Annotated in this window: 13 protein-coding genes; 5 read left to right on the forward strand and 8 right to left on the reverse strand. The window is 68.2% G+C overall.

The window, feature by feature from the left end:
- Window positions 1–568, reverse strand: a 568-nt coding sequence (locus tag JHC99_RS12760; RefSeq protein ID WP_292154754.1) for a thiamine pyrophosphate-binding protein, incomplete at its 3' end; no start/stop codon positions are given.
- Between the two features lie 114 nt (window positions 569–682).
- Here JHC99_RS12760 and JHC99_RS12765 point away from each other — a divergent pair.
- Together JHC99_RS12765 and JHC99_RS12770 are read left to right on the forward strand one after the other, a co-directional pair.
- Window positions 683–820: an entericidin A/B family lipoprotein gene (locus tag JHC99_RS12765; protein WP_292154755.1), complete on the forward strand. Its 138-nt coding sequence runs from the start codon at window positions 683–685 to the stop codon at window positions 818–820.
- Window positions 821–927: 107 nt separating this feature from the next.
- Window positions 928–1,326 carry a YidB family protein gene (locus tag JHC99_RS12770; protein WP_366927809.1) on the forward strand — a complete coding sequence of 133 codons (399 nt, stop codon included), beginning with the start codon at window positions 928–930 and terminating at the stop codon, window positions 1,324–1,326.
- A gap of 11 nt (window positions 1,327–1,337) precedes the next feature.
- Here the strand turns inward: JHC99_RS12770 and JHC99_RS12775 are convergent, their stop codons facing one another.
- Window positions 1,338–2,312, reverse strand: a complete 975-nt coding sequence (locus tag JHC99_RS12775) for an ABC transporter ATP-binding protein (protein ID WP_292154758.1) — start codon at window positions 2,310–2,312, stop codon at window positions 1,338–1,340.
- Between the two features lie 101 nt (window positions 2,313–2,413).
- Between JHC99_RS12775 and JHC99_RS12780 the strand changes: the two genes are divergently transcribed.
- Window positions 2,414–2,662, forward strand: coding sequence for a zinc-finger domain-containing protein (locus JHC99_RS12780; RefSeq protein ID WP_292154759.1), 249 nt, complete (start codon window positions 2,414–2,416; stop codon window positions 2,660–2,662).
- A gap of 4 nt (window positions 2,663–2,666) precedes the next feature.
- Here the strand turns inward: JHC99_RS12780 and JHC99_RS12785 are convergent, their stop codons facing one another.
- Both JHC99_RS12785 and JHC99_RS12790 read right to left on the reverse strand, forming a co-directional pair.
- The gene (locus JHC99_RS12785) at window positions 2,667–3,512 is read right to left on the reverse strand and encodes a ribokinase (RefSeq protein WP_292154760.1); all 846 of its coding nucleotides are present in this window, start codon (window positions 3,510–3,512) and stop codon (window positions 2,667–2,669) included.
- Window positions 3,509–4,447 carry a nucleoside hydrolase gene (locus JHC99_RS12790; protein WP_292154762.1) on the reverse strand — a complete coding sequence of 313 codons (939 nt, stop codon included), beginning with the start codon at window positions 4,445–4,447 and terminating at the stop codon, window positions 3,509–3,511. Before JHC99_RS12790 ends, JHC99_RS12785 begins: the two co-directional genes overlap by 4 nt.
- A 126-nt stretch (window positions 4,448–4,573) precedes the next feature.
- Here JHC99_RS12790 and JHC99_RS12795 point away from each other — a divergent pair, with 126 nt between their 5' ends.
- Window positions 4,574–7,459, forward strand: a complete 2,886-nt coding sequence (locus JHC99_RS12795) for a pitrilysin family protein (protein ID WP_292154763.1) — start codon at window positions 4,574–4,576, stop codon at window positions 7,457–7,459.
- Window positions 7,460–7,531: 72 nt separating this feature from the next.
- On the opposite strand, the gene JHC99_RS12800 is transcribed toward JHC99_RS12795, so the two are convergent.
- From JHC99_RS12800 to JHC99_RS12815, 4 genes are all read right to left on the reverse strand, one after another.
- Entirely contained in the window at window positions 7,532–9,991 is a 2,460-nt protein-coding gene (locus tag JHC99_RS12800) for a PhoX family phosphatase (RefSeq protein WP_292154764.1), read from the reverse strand.
- 145 nt (window positions 9,992–10,136) lie between these two features.
- On the reverse strand, window positions 10,137–10,799 hold the full coding sequence (locus JHC99_RS12805) for an amino acid racemase (protein WP_292154765.1): 663 nt from the start codon (window positions 10,797–10,799) through the stop codon (window positions 10,137–10,139).
- On the reverse strand, window positions 10,796–11,794 hold the full coding sequence (locus JHC99_RS12810) for a D-cysteine desulfhydrase (RefSeq protein ID WP_292154767.1): 999 nt from the start codon (window positions 11,792–11,794) through the stop codon (window positions 10,796–10,798). Before JHC99_RS12810 ends, JHC99_RS12805 begins: the two co-directional genes overlap by 4 nt.
- A 484-nt stretch (window positions 11,795–12,278) precedes the next feature.
- Window positions 12,279–12,692: a BLUF domain-containing protein gene (locus JHC99_RS12815; protein WP_292154768.1), complete on the reverse strand. Its 414-nt coding sequence runs from the start codon at window positions 12,690–12,692 to the stop codon at window positions 12,279–12,281.
- Between the two features lie 198 nt (window positions 12,693–12,890).
- Here JHC99_RS12815 and JHC99_RS12820 point away from each other — a divergent pair, with 198 nt between their 5' ends.
- The gene (locus JHC99_RS12820; RefSeq protein ID WP_292154769.1) at window positions 12,891–13,322 is read left to right on the forward strand and encodes a thioesterase family protein; all 432 of its coding nucleotides are present in this window, start codon (window positions 12,891–12,893) and stop codon (window positions 13,320–13,322) included.
- Window positions 13,323–13,389 lie beyond the last annotated feature (67 nt).

The following is a 13,389-nucleotide window of genomic DNA, read 5'->3' on the forward strand; positions in this document are numbered from 1 at the left end:
AGGCGGGGTCGAGGGCGGAGCGGGCGGGGCTCACGGGCCGGATCGGGGCGGGGCCGCCGTCGGCCTCCAGCACATCCTCGGGCAGGGCGATGACGACCGGGCCCATCCGGCCTTGCAGGGCGGTGGCGAAGGCGCGTTCGACGACCTCGACCGTGCGCGTGCCGGTCTCCAGCTCGGTCGCCCATTTGGCCAGGCCGCCGAACACCTCGCGATAATCGACCTCCTGAAAGGCGCCGCGGCCGCGATCGGAGATGGCGATCTGGCCCACGAACAGGATCATCGGCGTCGAATCCTGATGCGCCGTATGGACACCGATCGAGGCATGGGTGGCACCCGGCCCACGCGTGACCATGCAGACGCCGGGGCGACCGGTCAGCTTGCCATAGGCCTCGGCCATGTTGGCGGCACCGGCCTCGTGCCGGCAGGTGATGACCTGGATGCGGTCGGTGACGTCGGCCAGGGCGTCGAGGACCGCGAGATAGCTTTCGCCGGGCACGCAGAAGACGCGGTCGATGCCGTTCATGACGAGGGTTTCGACCAGGCGGCGGGCGGTGGTGACGGGGGGCATGACGTGTGGTTTCTCGGACATGATGCAGGACTAGCAGAGGACCGGACGGCTTGGCGATGGAACCTGCGGCCAAGCTCGCCGTTGTGGAAGCGTCACCATTCAGGAGTTCTCCCCATGCGCAAGATCATCGCCCTCACCATCGTCGCTGCCGCTCTGGCCGTTTCGGCCTGCAACACCGTGTCCGGCGTCGGCCGCGACGTCTCCGCTGCCGGTTCGGCCGTGACCCAGGGTGCCGAGACCGCCAAGAACTGATCTTCGACCCGGTTCGAGGATGGAAAGGCCCGCCAGACGGCGGGCCTTTCTGCGTTTCAAGCGTCACAGTATCGGGCTAGGGTCGCGGCCCTGACCTTCTGCGGAGCATGATGATGGGTATTCGGGACAGCGTCCTGGGCGGACTGGGCGAACAGGCGGGCGGCGGGATCGCCGACCTCCTCAAGCAACAGGGCGGGGTCGCCGGGATCGCCGAAAAGTTCGGCCAGAAGGGTCTGGGCGACGTCGCGGCGTCGTGGATCGGCACGGGCGGCAACATCAGCGTCACGCCCGAACAGATCCAGTCGGTCATCGGCCAAGGCCCCATTGCCGACTTCGCCAGGAAGCTGGGCGTATCGCCCGAACAGGCCAGCCAGACCCTGGCCGGACTTCTGCCCGAGGCCATCGACCGGCTGACGCCCAACGGCAATGCCGCCGAGGCGGGTGGCCTGCTGGATCAGCTGCCGGGCGGTCTGGGCGACATGATCGGCGGCTTCCTCAAGAAATAGCCGGTTCCGCGTCAGTCCTTGGTGGGGCTGACGCGGCTGGCGTCGCCATAGGTCAGGGCCAGGAAGACGTCTTCCAGGTCCGGATCCTCGGTGGTGATGTCGGCGATGGTGACGCCGGCGGCCCGCACGGCGGCCAGCACCTGTTCGACCGAGGACTGGCCCTTCTTGTAGCTGATCGAGAACGCGCCGTTCGGGCGGGCGACGACGTCGAAGCCCGGCACGGTCGGCAGGCCAGACAGCTCACCCTCGGGGGTGACGATGACGTTCCTCGTATCCAGCCGGCGCAGCAGGACCGGCGTCGGCTCGCAGGCCACGACCTCGCCCCGGTTCATGATGGCGATGGTGTCGCAAAGCGCCTGGGCTTCTTCGAGATAGTGGGTGGTCAGCAGAATGGTCACGCCCTCGGCGTTGATGCGCCGGACATAGTCCCACAGCTGGCGACGCAGCTCGACATCCACCCCGGCCGTGGGCTCGTCCAGGATCAGCACGGGCGGATTGTGGACCAGGGCCTTGGCCACCATCAGCCGGCGCTTCATGCCGCCGGACAGGGCGCGGACATAGGCGTGGGCCTTGTCCGACAGGCCCAGCGCGGCCAGCAGTTCGTCGGAGCGGCGCTCGGAGGCCGGCACGCCATAGAAGCCCGCCTGGACCTCAAGCGATTCACGCGGGGTGAAGAAGACGTCGGAGACGATCTCCTGCGGCACGACGCCGAGCGCCGCGCGCGCATCGCGCGGACGCTGATCGATGTCGCGACCCCAGATCGCAGCCGTGCCACCGGTCTTGTTGACGATCCCGGCCAGGATGTTGATCAGGGTCGACTTGCCGGCGCCGTTGGGGCCCAGCAGGCCGAACATCGAGCCGCGCGGGATGACCAGGTCGACGCCGCGCAGCGCCGTCTTGGGCGGCGACTTCTTGGTGCCGGCGTAGGTCTTTTCCAGCCCGTGCACCTCGATGGCGTTGACGGGGAGGGCTTCGGATACGGTCATGCAGTCTTTCGGGGCGGGCCGGTGAGGCCGGGTTTGACGCAGGCGGGGCCGGGGCCCTAGTTATGCGCACCTCCCCGTCCCGCCAAGGTCACGCGTCGAAAATGGTCCAGTCCGCCACCTCCGTCATCGCCCCGCCCGAAGAAGTGGTCGTCAGCTCCAAGCGCGTCGCCTGTGACGGCGGCAACGGACACACCGGGGCAACGCTCGGCCATCCGCTGGTCTATCTGGACATGGGCGAGGACGATTTCGTCGAGTGCGGATACTGCGACCGCCGGTTCGTGCTGTCGGCCGACGCCCATTCGGAGAGCGAATACCTGGATCCGGCTGCGCGGCCGCCCGAGGCGCACTGAGGATTCACACGGCCAGCAGGGCCTCGACCTCGGCGCGGGTCGGAAGCGACGGCTGGGCTCCGGCGCGGGTGGCCGCGACCGCACCGGCCGCACAGGCGAAGCGCAGGGCGTCAGACGGCTCCATCCCCTCCAGCAGGGCCACGGTGATCGCGCCGACGAAGGCGTCGCCCGCCCCTGTCGCATCGACGGCCACGATCGCGGGCGGGGTGGCCCAGGCGACCTTGACGCCGCGGTGGTACATCTCGGCCCCTCGCGCCCCCTGCGTCACCACCACCCGGCCGCCGCCGTGGTGCAGGATCTCGCCATAAAAGGCGGCCTCGACCTCATTGACGACGATCAGGTCGGCCCGGCGCAGCAGTTGCTCGGACACCGGGGCGGCGGGGGCCAGATTGGCGCAGACGAAGCCCGTGGCCCGCCCGACTGCCGCCTCGACCGTGGCGATCGGCAGCTCCAGCTGGACGATCAGGGCCGTCTCGATCCGCGCCGGCAGCTGTTCGGGGGTGACCAGGTGGTTGGCCCCCGCCGCGACGACGATCTGGTTCTCCCCGGACGGATCGACGGCGATGAGGGCGACGCCGGTGGGGGCGGCCAGATCGGTCTCGACGCCCGACAGGTCGACCCCGAAATCCTCGAGCAGGGCCAGGGCCTCGCCCGACATGGCGTCGTCGCCGACCCGCCCGATCAGACAGACCTCGGCCCCCAGCTTCTCGGCCGCCAGGGCCTGGTTGGCACCCTTGCCCCCGGGATGACGCGCGAGGGTCGCACCCGTCACCGTCTCTCCGGCCGCCGGCAGGGACGGCGCCGAGGCGACGAGGTCGAGGTTGATCGAGCCGACGACGGTGATGTTCATCGCGCCGCCTCCAGCGTTGTGGCGATGATGTCGAAGACCCCCTCCCCGTCCGCCGACACGGCCCAATGGTGCCGGGCCGTTTCCGGATCGACGCGGAACTCGACCGCCGTATGGCCCCGCGTCAGGTCCGAGGTCGTCTCGACGTCGATCCGGCAAGGCCTGAGCTCGAACAGTTTGGGCCGCAGCAGCCAGGCGATCGTGCAGGGATCGTGCAGGGGTGCCGCATCCCAGCCGACGATGGTGCGCTCGACCGTCCGGGAGAAATTCAGCATGGCCGCCGCCGCATCTGACGACGGCGTGCGGATGGCCTCGATCCGGGCGATCCGGTCCTCGGTCGCCCTCACCTGATGGGTGGCGTCCAGACCCAGCACCGTAATCCGGCATCCACTGGCGAACACCTCCGCCGCCGCGTCCGGGTCGGCCCAGATATTGTATTCGGCCGAGGGAGTGATGTTGCCGCCCTCGCTGCGCGCCCCGCCCATGACCACCACCGGCCCCAGCCGTTCGGCCAGATGCGGGGCCCGGCGGAGGGCAAGCGCCAGGTTGGTCATCGGCCCCATGACCGCCAGGGCGACCGAACCCTGCGGCCGGGCCATGACCAGATCGACGATGGCGTCGGCGGCGTGTCCCTCGGCCAGGGGGACCTCCGGCTCGAACGGTGCCAGATGCCCCAGCCCCTCCGGCCCATGGAACTCGCCCGCGTCGATCGGATCGCGCACCAGGGGTTGCGCTGCCCCGGCATGGACCGGCACGTCGCCACGCCCCGCGATCTGGCGCATCATCCGGGCATTGCGCGCGGTCTTCTCGACCCCCGCGTTACCGCCCACCGTCGTGATCGCCAGCAGCTCCAGCTCGTGCGAGGCGAAGGCCAGCATCAGGGCCACCGCATCGTCCACGCCGGGGTCGCAATCGATGATGAGGGCCTGTCGCGTCATTCCCCTCGATAGGCGAGCGGGCCCCACGCGGGCAAGTCGCGCCATGACAGGACTGTAACCCGACACCGGCTTTACCGAGGCCACACAACCCCTCTAACGTCGTCACAACCCTCAGGAGTTTCGCTGATGATTGCCCGTTCGACCGCCCGCACCCTGTTCGCCTCGGTCGCCGCGACCGCGCTCCTGTCCGGCATCGGAGCCGGAGCCGCCCAGGCGTCGGAGCCCGCACCGGCCGTCGCCGCTGCGCCCGCCGCCGAGACCGGGACACTGATCCCGCAGGAGACCTGGCAGCTCGACAACGGGCTGACCGTGATCTTCAACATCGACCGGTCCGATCCGGTGGTGGCGGTGGCCCTGGCTGCCCATGTCGGTTCGGCGCGCGAAACGCCAGGGCGGACCGGGTTCGCCCATATGTTCGAGCATCTGTTCTTTCTGGATTCCGAGAACCTCGGCCCGGGCGGTCTGGACAAGATGACCGCGCGGATCGGCGGGTCGGGTGCGAATGGATTCACTTCGAACGACATCACCGTCTACCTCCAGACCGTGCCCAACGACGCGCTGGAGAAGATGATCTGGGCCGAGGCGGACAAGCTGGGCTATTTCATCAACACCGTCACCGACGCCGTCCTGACCAAGGAAAAGGAGGTGGTGAAGAACGAGAAGCGGCAGTCCTATGACAACCAGCCCTATGGCTTCACCTGGCCGGTGACCGCTGCGGCCCTGTACCCGGCGGATCACCCCTACAGCTGGCCGGTGATCGGATCGATGGCGGACCTGAACGCCGCGACCCTGGACGACGTGAAGGCCTTCTATCGACAGTGGTACACGCCCGACAACGCCGCCCTGGTGATCTCGGGCGACTTCGATCCGGCTCAGGCCCGGGTCTGGGTGCAGAAATATTTCGGCGAGATCGCGCGCGGCCAGAGCGTCGCGCGGCCGACGCCACGCCCGGCCGTCCTGAGCCAGACGCGCCGGCTGATGCACGAGGACAATTTCGCCCAGCTTCCCGAGCTGACGCTGTCCTGGCCCGGGGTCGAACGCGGAAACCCCGACGTCGCCGCGCTGGACGTCCTGTTCCGGGTCCTGACCGACGGCAAGGATGCGCCGCTCAATCAGGTTCTCATCGATGACCGGAAGCTGACGTCGGAGGTCAGCGCCTATTCCGGGAACGACCTGATCGCCGGAAACATACAGCTGTCGGTCCGCGCCTTCGATGGCGTCGATCTGGACACCGTGCAGTCCGCGCTGGACGAGGGCTTCGCCCGGTTCGAGGCGCAAGGCGCCGATGTCCCCACCGTCGCCCGCATCAAGACGATGATGGAGGCCGGCTTCTTTGGCCAGCTCGACAGCGTCCTTTCCAAGGCCCAGACCCTGGCCTTCTACGACCAGGCCGGGGGGTCGGCCGATGCCGACCTGGCCGCCATTCGCGCCGTGACGCCGGCGGACGTCATGCGGGTCTATCGCCGGTACGTCGCCGGCAAGGCCCATATCGCGACCTCCTTCGTGCCCAAGGGCAAGCCGGAGCTGGCGCTCGAGGGGTCAGAGATTGCGGTCGTGGCGGAAGAGGCGATCGTCGCGGGGGCCGAACCGGACGTGAACCAGCGCGCCGACGACAAACCCTATGAGCGCACGGCCTCCAGCTTCGACCGCACGGTCGAGCCCGCGTCCGGGCCGGCGCCGGTCCTGACCCCGCCGGCCCTATGGACCGCCGCCATGGCCAACGGCCTGAACGTGTCGGGCATCGTCTCGACCGAGGTTCCGCTCGCCACCTTCGAACTGTCGATCGAGGGCGGGCGTCTGTTCGACGATCCGAAGACCCCGGGTGCCGCCTCCCTGCTGGCGCGGATGTTCGATCGCGGCACGGCGACGAAGACCCCGGCCGAGTTGGAGAATGCGTTCAAGGCGCTGGGCGCCACCGTCGCGGTGTCGGCGGGCGACGAGCGGTTCTCGATCTCTGGACGGACGCTGGATCGCAATCTGGCGCCGACCCTGGCCCTGGTCGAGGAGATGCTGCTGCATCCGCGCTGGGATCCAACCGAACTGGAACTGGCCAAGGCCGCCGCCCTGTCCGACATCCAAGACCAGAGGTCCCAGCCCAATGCCATCGCAGGCCGGGTCTTCGACCTGGTCGAATACGGGCCCGGCCATATTCTGGCGACCAGTGCCCTGGGCACCGAGGCCTCGGTCGCGGCCCTGACCATGGACGACCTGAAAGCCTTCCACGCCACCAACCTGGCCCCCGGCCTGGCCCATTTCCGCATCGTCTCCCCGCTGGACCAGACGGCGGTGACGCAGGCAGTCGCCGGGCTCGGCCGCGACTGGGCCGCGCGCGACGTGGCGGTCCCGACCTGGCCGACACCCGCGACCCCTGAGACGTCGAGGGTCTATGTCTACGACGTGCCGGGCGCGAAACAGTCGGTGCTGGTGTTCGGCGGGCCCGCGTTGCGACGTGGCGATGCGGACTATTATCCGGCCTCGGTGATGAATTTCCGGCTGGGTGGCGGCGGCTTCGCCTCGCGCCTGACGCAACAATTGCGCGAAGGTCAGGGCTATACCTACGGCGTCCGATCGGGCTTTGCCGGAGGCGAGCGGTTCGGGGAGTTCACCCTGTCCAGCCCGGTCCGGTCCAATGTGACGCTGGAGGCCTCGACCCTGGCCCGTGACATCATGCGCGACTATGGCGGCACCTTCACGGCCGAGGACCTGGACGTCACCCGCGCCGCCATGAGCCGCAGCCGGGCCCGTGCGTTCGAGACGGCCGGGGCCAAGCTGGGCGTTCTGGCCAACGTCGGAGAGATCGGCCTTCCCGCCGACTATCTGACCCGCGAGGCCGCCGTGATCGACGGTATGACGATCGACCAGATCAGGACCCTGGCAGACCGCTATATCGACACTGACCGCATGATCTATGTCGTCGTCGGCGATGCGGCGACGCAAGGCCCCCGGCTGGAAGGGCTTGGCTATGGCGCGCCGGTGATGATGAACGAGCGGCTTGAGGCGGCGGAACGATGAGGGCCTGACCACAAGCGAAAGGGCGCGCCGTCGCCGGCGCGCCCTCCACAAAGTCTCGCGATGCCGCGCCCGTTAGAGGCCGACCACGCCGCCGTCGTTCTTGGTGATCACGATGGTGGCCGAGCGCGGACGGGCATTGTTGCCGGCACCCGACTGGCTGGTCGGCCAGTTGGACGACGGGGTCGCCGTGGGGCCGCCCTCGCCGGGGTGCTGGATGTTGACGAACACCGTGCGGCCGTCAGGCGTCGAGTCGATCCCGGTGATCTCGGCGTTGCGCGGGCCGACCAGAAACCGCTTCAGCGTCAGACCGGGGGTCTTGCCGACGAACGTCGCCTGCTGACGGGTGGCGCCGCCCACGTCGGTGTTGGTGATGGTCCGCGCCGCTCCGTCGCCGACACGTCCCGGCAGGGCCAGCAGCATCTGGTTGTTGGTCTGGTCGGTGAAGGAGCCGTCGTCCGTCTGGATCCACAGCAGGGGATTGATCTGGCCCGACGGATTGGTCGGCCGGCCGAACCACAGGCCGTCCGGGCTGGCGAAGTCGTTGGTGGCGTCCAGGCCCGACAGGTTGATGTTGGCGTTCAGGTCGGACCCGGCCCCGAACAGATAGATGTCCCACTGGAAGGTCAGGGCGATCGGATTGTCGCCGGTCTCGCGCAGCCGGATGATATGGCCGTTGGGGTTGCCGATCTGGTTGGTCCCGTTGGTGCGGGGATCATTGTAGTGGCGCGGGTTGGCGGCGTCCGTTCCAGCCAGCGGGCGCGATGTGGCGTTGCCGTTGGTCAGGGTCAGATAGACTTCGCCGTTCGCCGGGTTGACGCTGCACCATTCCGGACGATCCATCTTGGTGGCGCCGACCGCATCGCCGGCCAGGCGCGCGTTGATCAGGACGTCGGCCTGGTTCTCGAAGCTGTACAGGGTGTTGGCGGCGGTCAGGACGCCCGTGCCGAACACCAGCGGGATCCAGACACCCTGGCCCGTGGCGTCGAAGCGGGCGACATATAGGGTGCCGTTGTCCAGATACTTGTCGCCCACAGCCAGACGATCCGTGCGCAGAGCATCGGCCGCATCCCAGGGCGTGGCCGACACGAACTTGTAGAAATACTCGCCGCGCGAGTCGTCGCCCATGTAATAGACGGGCGGGCGACCGGCGACGAAGTTGGCGGGCCAGGCGCCTTCGTGGGCCATACGGCCGAGCGCCGTGCGCTTGCGCGGCGTCGAGGCCGGGTCATAGGGGTCGATCTCGACAATCCAGCCGTACTGGTTCGGCTCGTTGCGGAAGTCGCCCGTGCCGTCGGCCGGCTGGCCGGCGATCGCCGAAGCGTTCCACTTGCGGTATTTGGTCTCGGCCGGGTCCGAGACCACCAGCGTGCCCCAGTTCAGGCCGGCGACCGGGCCGCCCGCGACGCCGTAGCGGGTGAAGGCCTGGCCGACCTTGGCCGGGCGGGCGGCGTTGTCGCCGGTCGCGCGGTTGAAGTAGCCGGCCCAGTTCTCTTCACAGGTCAGATAGGTGCCCCAGGGCGAATAGCCGTTGGCGCAGTTGTTGACGGTGCCGCGCCCCGCCACGCCCGTGGGCGAGAACAGGGTCCGAAGCTGGGCCGACCCGCGCACAGGTCCGTTGAACACCATCGGGGTGTTGGGCGTGATGCGACGGTTGAAGGTCGAGGCCTGGTTGTAGGACCAGGCGCCGGCGGTGCTGCGCGACACCTCGATGATGCCGACGCCGTGGCATTCGATCTCGCGATCCACCTCGACCTGGCTGGTCCGGGCACCGCCGACGACGGTCAGGGTTCCACCGGCGTGCAGGTATTGCTCGGTGACGTTCTCGTGGTTGACGCACAGGATGCCGCGGCCGTTGGCGCTGTCATCACGCGTTCCGGCGGCGCTCAGGCCGAAGAAATACATCCCGTCGTGGTGGTCGCCCGCGCGCTGGGCGAAGTTGGTGTCATTGCCCTGGTTGCCGAAGGCCGGGACACCCGACGCAATCGGATCGCCGAGCGCGTACAGGACCGAGACCGTATAGCCGGCCGGCACCGTGACCACGTCGTTCAGAAGCTTGGGAACGGCCGTGAAGTCCAGGGTCGCCGGATTGACCGTGACGGTGGTGCTGGCGATGGCCAGCTGATTGTTGTTGCCGGGCGAGGTGAAGGCGAAGACCAGCGGGGTCGAGGTGGCCACGGCCGGTGCGATGAAGCTGGCGTTGTTCGTGTTCGGGTTGGTCAGGGTGACCGTGGGGCCTGAGACCTGAACCCACTGGACGCTGGTGGCATTGGTCGCCGTACCCATCAGGCTGACGTTCTTGCCCGTCGTGGTCGTCGCCGCGGCCCCGGCCGACACAGTGACGTTCGACTGAGGCTCGCCGCCGTCGCTGTCGCAGGCCGACAGACCGAACAGGCCGGCCACCGCCGCCATGCCGCCCAGGATCTGACGGCGCGAGTTCCGGGCGTGGATGATGTCGTCGATGTGCGGATTGGACGAGAAATTGACGCAGATGTCGCCGTCGTCGTGGGTTCCGGCGCGCTTCAGCTCGGTCATGGTGGTCTCCCCCTGGATGTCAGGCGGCCACACGTAACCAGACTCTTTGAGAAAGTTGCGTCAGGTTTTTTACTGTTTTGTATTGCGAATTGTTCTCACAAGACGGGGCGAATACAGTCATTCCGTTCCCGGAGTATCGCCACACTCAGCTCAAGCAGTGATCCACACAGACCCTGGCCAGTATCTCGGCGGAATCGACAAGCGGAACAGACACATCGGCCTGCGCCAGCAGCAGCGGAACCTCCGTACACCCCGCAATCACCGACCCGGCGCCCTGGTCGATCAGTCCACGGGCCAGTGCCTGCATGGCCGCGCGCTGGGCGGTGCCCACATCGCCGCGCTTCACGGCATAGACACAGTCCATGAAGCCGGTCCGCGCCTCGCCCTGCATCAGCACGGGCTCCAGACCCGCGTCGGTGAGGGCCTGTCGATAGAGGGCCTCGCCACCCGGCGTCGCGAGGATGCCGATCCGCGTCGCCCCGGTCGCGCTCGCGACCGCCACCGTTTCGACGATCATGTCGATGAAGGGCAGGCCGGCGGCTTCTATGCCCGCCTTCTGGGCATGGGCGGTGTTGCAAGGCATGGCCAGGATATCGGCACCGGCCGCCTTGAGACGCAGAGCCATGGCCGCCAGTTCCGCCTCGGCCTCGCCCGGCCGGGTGTTTCGGTCGGGCACCTGGGGGTTCATGTCCATGAGGACGCGAATGTGGTCGGCATCGCCCTGAGCCGGTGTCAGGGCCTGGACCTGGGCCAGGAAGGCCACGGTCGCCGCCGGACCCATGCCGCCCAGAACGCCGAGGACTTTCACAGTTGCGGCCCGATCTCGGAGCCATAGCCGAACAACCCTTGCGCCCCGCCGGTGTGCAGGAAGACGACGGTCTCGTTCTCGAACCGGCCGGCGCGGGCCAGGGCGATCAGACCCTTCATCGCCTTGCCGGTATAGACGGGGTCCAGCACGATGGCGTCGGTCCGCGCCGCCAGCACCAGGGCGTCGATCACCGCCTGATCGACCAGGCCGTAGCCCTCGCCGACATAGTCGCAGTCGGCGACGACCATGTCATCGGTCACCGCGTCCGGTCGGCCCAGCAGTGCGGCGGTGTCGCGCGCCAGCTTGAGGACGTTCGCCTCCTGCTTTTCCTTCGGCGCACGGACGCCGATGCCCAGCACCGGGATGTCGGCCCCCATGACGGCCAGACCGGCGACCAGTCCGGCGTGGGTTCCGGCACTGCCGGTCGCGGTCACGATCCGGTCGATCGGCATGTCCAGTTCATCGGCCTGGACCACGATCTCGCGCGCGCAATCGACATAGCCCAGGGCGCCGATGGCGTTCGATCCGCCGCCGGGGATCACATAGGGCTTGCCGCCGCGCCTCCTGACGTCGGCGGCCGTGGTCTCGAGCTCGGCGACCATGTCCGATCCGCCCGGCACGCGCCGGATCGTCGCGCCGAACAGGCGGTCCATCAGGACGTTGCCGTTCCAGACATAGTCCTCGGCCCTGGAGCCGGTCCGCTCTTCGAGGATGATCTCGCAGTTCAGGCCGTGGGCGGCGGCGGCGGCGGCCGTCTGGCGCACGTGGTTGGACTGGACCGCGCCCTGGGTCACCAGGGTGTCGGCACCCTCGACCATGGCCTGGCCCAGCAGAAACTCGAGCTTCCTCGTCTTGTTGCCGCCGCCGGCCAGTCCGGTGCAGTCGTCCCGCTTGATCCACAGCTCGACGCCCAAGGCCTCGGACAGGCGCGGCAGGGGCTCCAGCGGGGTCGGCAGGTGGGCCAGGCGGACGCGGGGAAAGCGGGCGAGATGCATGGGGGACGCTCCGGATCGGGGCCCTCTGCTTAGCCCCTGAGGATCAGGTCGCGAAGAGATTTCGGGTGCGTCCAAATGGATTGCAGCGGACGGCTTGATGACTCCTCGGCCCTGGCGGTGGCGGCGAAAACCAACCGCCAAAGCGCCAAACCGCCACCTTCTCTGTGGCGCGAAGCGATCGCGGGTGCGTCCCAAGGGATCGCGACGGGCGGGTCGATGACTCGACGGACCTTGGCGGTGGCGGTTGAAAACCGACCGCCAAACCGCCAAACCGCCAGCGTCTCTGGCGACACGTCGGGCTCGCGCGACCCGTCGAGCGGTCTGCGCGCCCCGCCGGCCGGTCCGCGATTTCATCGGCGCGAAGGGCGTCACAGCTGAACGTTTCAAAGACCGTTCGATGGACGTGGTGACGATCCTGATCTCGCACAAGGGATTGAAAGGAATGTTTTCCTGCGATGTTCCGGCGCTGCCCACCGATGCCCTTTCAGGCGCTGCCCTTGGCCGTCAGCGCGTCGCGCAGCAGTTCGACGACCCGGGCCGCCGACGGCGCGTTCTCGGACATGAGGTCGGTCAGGGCCCGGCCGGTCGCAGGCTCGATCCGGGGACTGGCCATGCTCCATCCGGCGAAGGTGCGGGCTTCGATCGGGTAGCGGTCCAGCAGCTTCAGATCGCGATGGCGGGGATCGCTTTCGAGCCGACGCAGCAGGGCGTCGAGCCTCTCGCCCTGACCCTCGACGACCTGGACATATCTTTCCTCGTGGGCCGCCAGGGCACCGGTCAGGCCGTCCCGGTCATTGTTGCGCTGCGATTCCGCCAGGATGGTCGCCAGGTTGAGCAACGACCCCGTCGAACCCGTGGCGCGGCTTTCGTAGACGAGGCGTTCGAGGCGGCTGGGCATGGACTCACTCGGAGCGAACGGAAATGGAAATTACTGGCGGCGAGACTAGACCCCGCAAATGGCTGTTTCCAAGAGGAAAAATGCAGGGTCACCGGTCTGTACGGCTGCCGACACGCGCATAAACTCTGCGTTTCGCGGGGCCAGGTGACGTCTGACCCCTTTCGCCGCTAGCGTGGCCGCGCACCCACGGAGCCCGCCATGACGCTGGAACGCACACGCCGCGCCGACTATCGCCGCTTCGAGCCGATCGAGACGCGGTGGTCGGACAACGACGTCTATGGCCACGTCAACAACGTCATCTACTACGCCTGGTTCGACACGGCGGTGAACCGGATGCTGATCGCCGAGGGGCTGCTCGACATCCACGGTGGAGGCGACAGTATCGGCCTCGTCGTCGAGACCGGCTGCCGCTACTTCGCCTCGACCGCCTTTCCCGACGCGATCACGGCGGGGGTCCGGGTGGCCAAGCTGGGCACCTCCAGCGTCCGCTACGAGATCGGCCTGTTCCGGGGCGACGAGGACGAGCCGGCGGCGGTGGGGTTTTTCGTCCACGTCTATGTGGATCGGGAGACGCGACGGCCCAAGGCGCTGGGGGACGCGATGCGGGGATTTCTGGAAGACCTGAGGTGAGATCTTTCCCTCCCCCTCGGGGGAGGGTGGTCGGAGCGAAGCGGAGACCGGGTGGGAAGGGCAAGGC

The organism is Brevundimonas sp. (assembly GCF_016463485.1).
GTDB lineage: Bacteria > Pseudomonadota > Alphaproteobacteria > Caulobacterales > Caulobacteraceae > Brevundimonas.